The organism is Kitasatospora sp. NPDC127116 (genome assembly GCF_042677365.1).
Classification (GTDB): Bacteria; Actinomycetota; Actinomycetes; order Streptomycetales; family Streptomycetaceae; genus Kitasatospora; species Kitasatospora lactacystinica.
Map to the genome: position 1 here is coordinate 1 of NZ_JBHXTL010000261.1, position 4653 is coordinate 4653.

Below are 4653 nucleotides of genomic sequence, written 5' to 3' on the forward strand. Positions count from 1 at the left end.
GGCGGACCCCGAGGACGCGCCGGGGACGGGGCGCCACCGGCGGGAGGACCTCGCGGTGGCGGCGGCCGAGGCGGCCGTCGCGGCTGCCGGTGTGGCCGGTGTGGTCGGGGTCTCCGGAGCGGCCGGGGCCGAGCCGGCCGCCAACCCGGCCGCTGACCCGACCGCGGCTGCGCCCGTGGACGCCGCACCCCGGACGCTCGGCGGCCTGCCCCGGCGGGTCCGGCAGGCGAACCTGGCACCGCAGCTCAGGGATCAGCTCACGGAGCAGCTGAAGGAACGGTTCCGCAACGGGGCCGGAGCCGACGGCGCGGCCGGGGAAGCGTCGGCCGTGGACACCCGGGACGGCCGGGGTCCCCGCGACGGCGGGGAGACCCGGGAGGCCCGGGAGCGCTCGCCCGAGGAGGCCCGGGCCACCTTCGCCTCGTTCCAGCGCGGCTTCACCCGTGGTCGCGGCGCCACCGTTCCGGCCGACCGTGCGGGCGCGTCCCCCGGCCGCGCCGGTGCGCCGGCGGACCGCCCCGGTGCTCCGTTGACGGATCGTCCCGGCACGCCCGACGATCGTGCCGTACGGGGGAACGGGCGATCCACCGCCGTACCGGCCTGGCAGCCGCCGGACCGGTCCCGGCGGGCGATCGCCCCGGCACCCGCCCCGGCGGCGCTGCCCGCGCCGCAGGACACCGGCCGGGCACCGCTCGCCCGTCGGGTGCCGCCCGGGCAGCCGGTCCGCCGGAACCCGGACACCGGCGCGCCCGCGCCACCCGCCGTACCCGAACCACCCGTTGTACCCGCTCCACACGCACCACCCGCTCCAGCGGAAGGAACTGATTCATGACCACGTCGATGCAGTCGTCAGGGGACCTCAACTGGCTCCTGGACGACCTGGTGGGGCGCGTCGCGGCCCTGCGGCACGCGGTGATCCTCTCCAACGACGGCCTGGCCACCGGTGCCTCCCGCGATCTCGACCGCGAGGACGCCGAGCACCTGGCAGCCGTCGCCGCCGGGTTCCACAGCCTGGCGAAGGGCGCCGGCGGGCACTTCAAGGTCGGTGGCGTCCGGCAGACCATGGTGGAGCTGGACGAGGCCTTCCTCTTCATCACGGCCGCCGGCGACGGCAGCTGTCTGGCCGTGCTGAGCGAGGCCGAGGCGGACATCGGCCAGATCGCGTACGAGATGGCGCTGCTGGTCAAGCGGGTCGGCGAGCACATGGCCGCCGAGCCGCGCACCGAAACCGCCCCGCCGGTGAGATGAGCGGTCCGATGGCGGATCCGATGGCGGATGTGCCGGGCGGCCCGGAGACGTCGGACGGCCCCCAGGTGCCGGTGGGCACGGCCGGGCCGTCCGGCGTCGGCGGTTCGGCCGGTGCCGGGGGTTCGGCCGGCGCCGATGGCCCGTCCGGTGTCGACGGCCCGGACGGCCCGGACCGCCCGGTGGCGGCGGAGGGCGGGTCGGCGGACCCGGACGGGCCCGAGGTCGACCTCTTCCGGCCGCGCACCCCGGTCGACGACCGCTGGTTCGACGACGAGGCCGGCCCGGTGGTGCGGCTCTACTCGATGACCCGCGGCCGGACCCGGCCGGTCGAGGAGGGGCTGTTCGACCTGATCTCGCTGGTCACCGCCGTCGAGCCCGGGCCGGTCGCGGGGGCCGTGCCCGCGCACGTCCTCGACCCGGAGCATCAGACGCTGCTCACCCTGTGCCGCCGCGAGCCGCTCTCCGTCGCCGAGCTCGGCTCCTACACCGACCTGCCGGTCAGTGTGGTGCGGGTCCTCCTCGGCGACCTCTACGACGCCGAGCTGATCAGCGTCACCCGACCCGTTCCGCTCGCCGAGCTGCCGGACGAGCGCCTGCTGCGAGACGTGATCAATGGACTCCGTGCGCTCTGACCCCCACCCCCGACCGGTCGGCACCGCGCCCGACCGGGACGGCGCCGCGGCCCACCCGGCGAACGCCAACGACCCGCGCTGGCGCGGCGGTCCGTCCGTGGCGGTGAAGATCCTGGTCGCGGGCGGCTTCGGCGCGGGAAAGACCACCCTGGTCGGCTCGGTCAGCGAGATCCGGCCGCTGCGCACCGAGGAGGAGCTCAGCGAGCTGGGCCGTCCGGTGGACGACACCTCGGGGGTGGAGGCGAAGCGCACCACCACCGTCGCGATGGACTTCGGCCGGATCGACCTGCGGCCGGGCCTCGCGCTCTACCTGTTCGGCACGCCCGGGCAGGACCGGTTCTGGTTCGTCTGGGACGAACTGGCCCGCGGCGCGCTCGGCGCCCTGGTGCTCGCGGACACCCGGCGGCTGGCCGACTGCTTCCCCTCGGTCGACTTCTTCGAGCAGCGCGGCATTCCGTTCCTGGTCGCGGTGAACTGCTTCGAGGGCACCGAGCGGTTCTCGCCGGACGAGGTCCGCGAGGCGCTCGACCTCGACCCGGGCATCCCGGTGCTGCTCTGCGACGCGCGGCTGCGGCAGGACGGCAAGGACCTGCTCGTCGCACTGGTCGAGCACGCCGCCGCCCTCACGTATCGCCGCGCCCCGGTCGGCGCCTGAGGGCGACTCGGCTTCGGCTCGACATCGGGCGGGCGGCGATGGTGGATGGGGCGGGCGGCGGTGGTGGAGCATCGGCCGCGCGGCGATGGTGCATCGGGCGGGCGGCGGCGGTGGCGCGAGGACTTGGCAGGTGGGCGCGCCGACCTGCCCGTTCCGCCCGCCGTCTCACCCGACCGTCCGCATCCCGGACGATCACTGTGCCGAAGGTTGCCTAGACCGGCCCGGCCGTGGAAGGCTCTGTGGACGAAGGCCGCCCGGCCATGCCGTCGGGAGTGTCGGAAACACCCCGTTCGTACGGGCGTTGCGACCGGCGGACGGCCTTCGACGAACCGGCGAGGCATCGTCGGCGGGCGCCGGAGACGGCGTGCCACCGTGTGGAGAACGAAGGGGGAGGGCAGCCGGATGACCGTCGGCCGACGACGCATCATCACCGCCGTGCCCGGCTCCCCGATGCCCGATGCCCTCGTGTCCGGCACTGCCGTGCCCGGTGCCGCCGATCCGGCGCTCACCGTCCGCCGCTACATCGACCACGCGCTGACCTGCAGCGCGTGTTGTCGCTGACCGGCCTGACCTTCCCGGTACGTCCCCGGCGCTGACGGCCCACCCGGCCCACCGCCCGACGCACCGCCGACACCCGTCGACCAGGCCGTAGCGGACCGCCCCACCGGCGTGCCCGCGGCCGACCATCCGGACCCGCCCAGCGGAGAGACCACCAGTGAACATCGTCTGCCCCAGTACCGCCCCCGGCGTCGTCGGCCGTACCCGAACGACCGGGTCGGCCCCCGCGATGCGCGCGGACGGACGGACCGGACGGTGGAACGGGCGCGGGAGCCGCGCCGTGGACAGCCGCCGGGGTCGCCCCGACCTCGAGCCGTTCTGGCCGTCCCGGCAGCCGCACCTGTTCGATCAGACGTGTCCCGGCTCGCCCAGCGCGTCCCGGCCCTCCGCCCGCTGATCCGGTTCGGTCCAGCCCAGGCAGTACGCCCGGTCGACGCGCAGACGACTCCACCCCGTCCGTCACGCGCGAAATGAGCGGCACACCATGTCTTCTTCTTCCACGGCCACCCTGCCCCTGCCCACCGCGACCCCGCACCTGCGCGCGGTCCGCTCCGTCCCGCCGGTCACCGCCGTTCCCGCGGCCGGTCCCGGCACGTCCGGGGTCGCCGGACCGTCCGTCCCCCCGGCACCGGGGGCCGACCGATGGCCCGGCGCGGCGACCCGCACGCCCCAGGCCCGCCCGACCCAAACCCGCCCGCCCCATGCCGGCCCGACCCACGCCGGTCCGGTCCGCCCGGCCGTCGTCCCGGCCCCCGCCGCCGCGCAGCCCGGCGCGACGGTCCCGCAGGTGCCCCAGGCGCTGCTCGCCGCGCTGCCGGAAGGGGCGGCCGTCGTCGCCACCCTGCCGCAGGGCGTGCTGCCGCAGGGGGTGCTCGCCCAGTTCGGCGCGCAGTTCGGCGGCGCGAACGGCAGCCCGATGGTCGGCTACCTGGTGCTGGTGCCGGCCGAGAGCCCGGTGGCCGGAACCGTCGGGCTGCCCGGCGTCACGGCCGGCGCCGCCACCGTCTCCGGGGCCGCCGCGCTCTCCGGGGGGCACCCGGTCACCGGGGCTCACCCGGCTCCCGGCGCGCCGACGGCGACCGGCGGGCCCGCCGCCCACGCCGTCGCGGGGGTCCGTCACGTCCGCCCGGCCGAGCGCGGCATCGCCGTCGACAGCGAGCGGCGCAACGCCTACGTCGACGGGCGGCTGCTCGACCTCACCTACCTGGAGTTCGAGCTGCTGGCCCACCTCACCGAGCACCCGCAGCGGGTGCACACCCGGGACCACCTGGTCTCCGCGGTCTGGGGCTACGGCCACGTCGGGGACGGGCGGACGGTCGACGTGCACGTCGCCCGGCTGCGCCGCAAGCTCGGACCGGCCTACCGGGACACCATCGTGACGGTCCGCCGGGTCGGCTACAAGTACACCCCGGCCACGGTCTGACGGCGGGCGGCCACCGGTCCGGTCCCCTCGGCGGGCGGCCACCGGTCGGCCGCCACCGTCGGGTCCCGGCGGCGGGGGGCCCGGGAGAGCACGGGGCCGGGGGGCCCCCCCCAACACAAGGGCGCCGGGGGGCGGCC

The 4653-nt window shown here is 76.8% G+C and carries 5 protein-coding genes and 1 pseudogene; all 6 read left to right on the top strand.

All coding sequences use genetic code 11. The features are described from left to right. A pseudogene (locus ACFVHV_RS43285) lies at window positions 1-832 on the top strand (hypothetical protein); the annotation flags it as partial. Then, window positions 829-1248 (top strand): roadblock/LC7 domain-containing protein, encoded by a 420-nt coding sequence (locus tag ACFVHV_RS43290; RefSeq protein ID WP_049652175.1) that lies wholly within the window; start codon window positions 829-831, stop codon window positions 1246-1248. The pseudogene ACFVHV_RS43285 and the gene ACFVHV_RS43290, both read left to right, overlap by 4 nt. 8 nt (window positions 1249-1256) lie before the next feature. Further along, on the top strand, window positions 1257-1880 hold the full coding sequence (locus ACFVHV_RS43295; RefSeq protein ID WP_380359309.1) for a DUF742 domain-containing protein: 624 nt from the start codon (window positions 1257-1259) through the stop codon (window positions 1878-1880). Further along, window positions 1861-2535, top strand: a complete 675-nt coding sequence (locus tag ACFVHV_RS43300; protein ID WP_380359312.1) for an ATP/GTP-binding protein — start codon at window positions 1861-1863, stop codon at window positions 2533-2535. Before ACFVHV_RS43295 ends, ACFVHV_RS43300 begins: the two co-directional genes overlap by 20 nt. A gap of 402 nt (window positions 2536-2937) precedes the next feature. Beyond that, complete coding sequence (locus ACFVHV_RS43305) at window positions 2938-3096, top strand: hypothetical protein (RefSeq protein WP_359898564.1); 159 nt, start codon at window positions 2938-2940, stop codon at window positions 3094-3096. 784 nt (window positions 3097-3880) lie between these two features. Next, the gene (locus ACFVHV_RS43310; protein ID WP_380359315.1) at window positions 3881-4516 is read left to right on the top strand and encodes a winged helix-turn-helix domain-containing protein; all 636 of its coding nucleotides are present in this window, start codon (window positions 3881-3883) and stop codon (window positions 4514-4516) included. Window positions 4517-4653 lie beyond the last annotated feature (137 nt).

Excerpts from the sequence above, each read along its gene's own strand:
- ACFVHV_RS43290 (WP_049652175.1), top strand. The coding sequence starts at position 829 with ATGACCACGTCGATGCAGTCGTCAGGGGACCTCAACTGGCTCCTGGAC.
- ACFVHV_RS43295 (WP_380359309.1), top strand. The coding sequence starts at position 1,257 with ATGGCGGATCCGATGGCGGATGTGCCGGGCGGCCCGGAGACGTCGGAC.
- ACFVHV_RS43300 (WP_380359312.1), top strand. The coding sequence starts at position 1,861 with ATGGACTCCGTGCGCTCTGACCCCCACCCCCGACCGGTCGGCACCGCG.
- ACFVHV_RS43305 (WP_359898564.1), top strand. The coding sequence starts at position 2,938 with ATGACCGTCGGCCGACGACGCATCATCACCGCCGTGCCCGGCTCCCCG.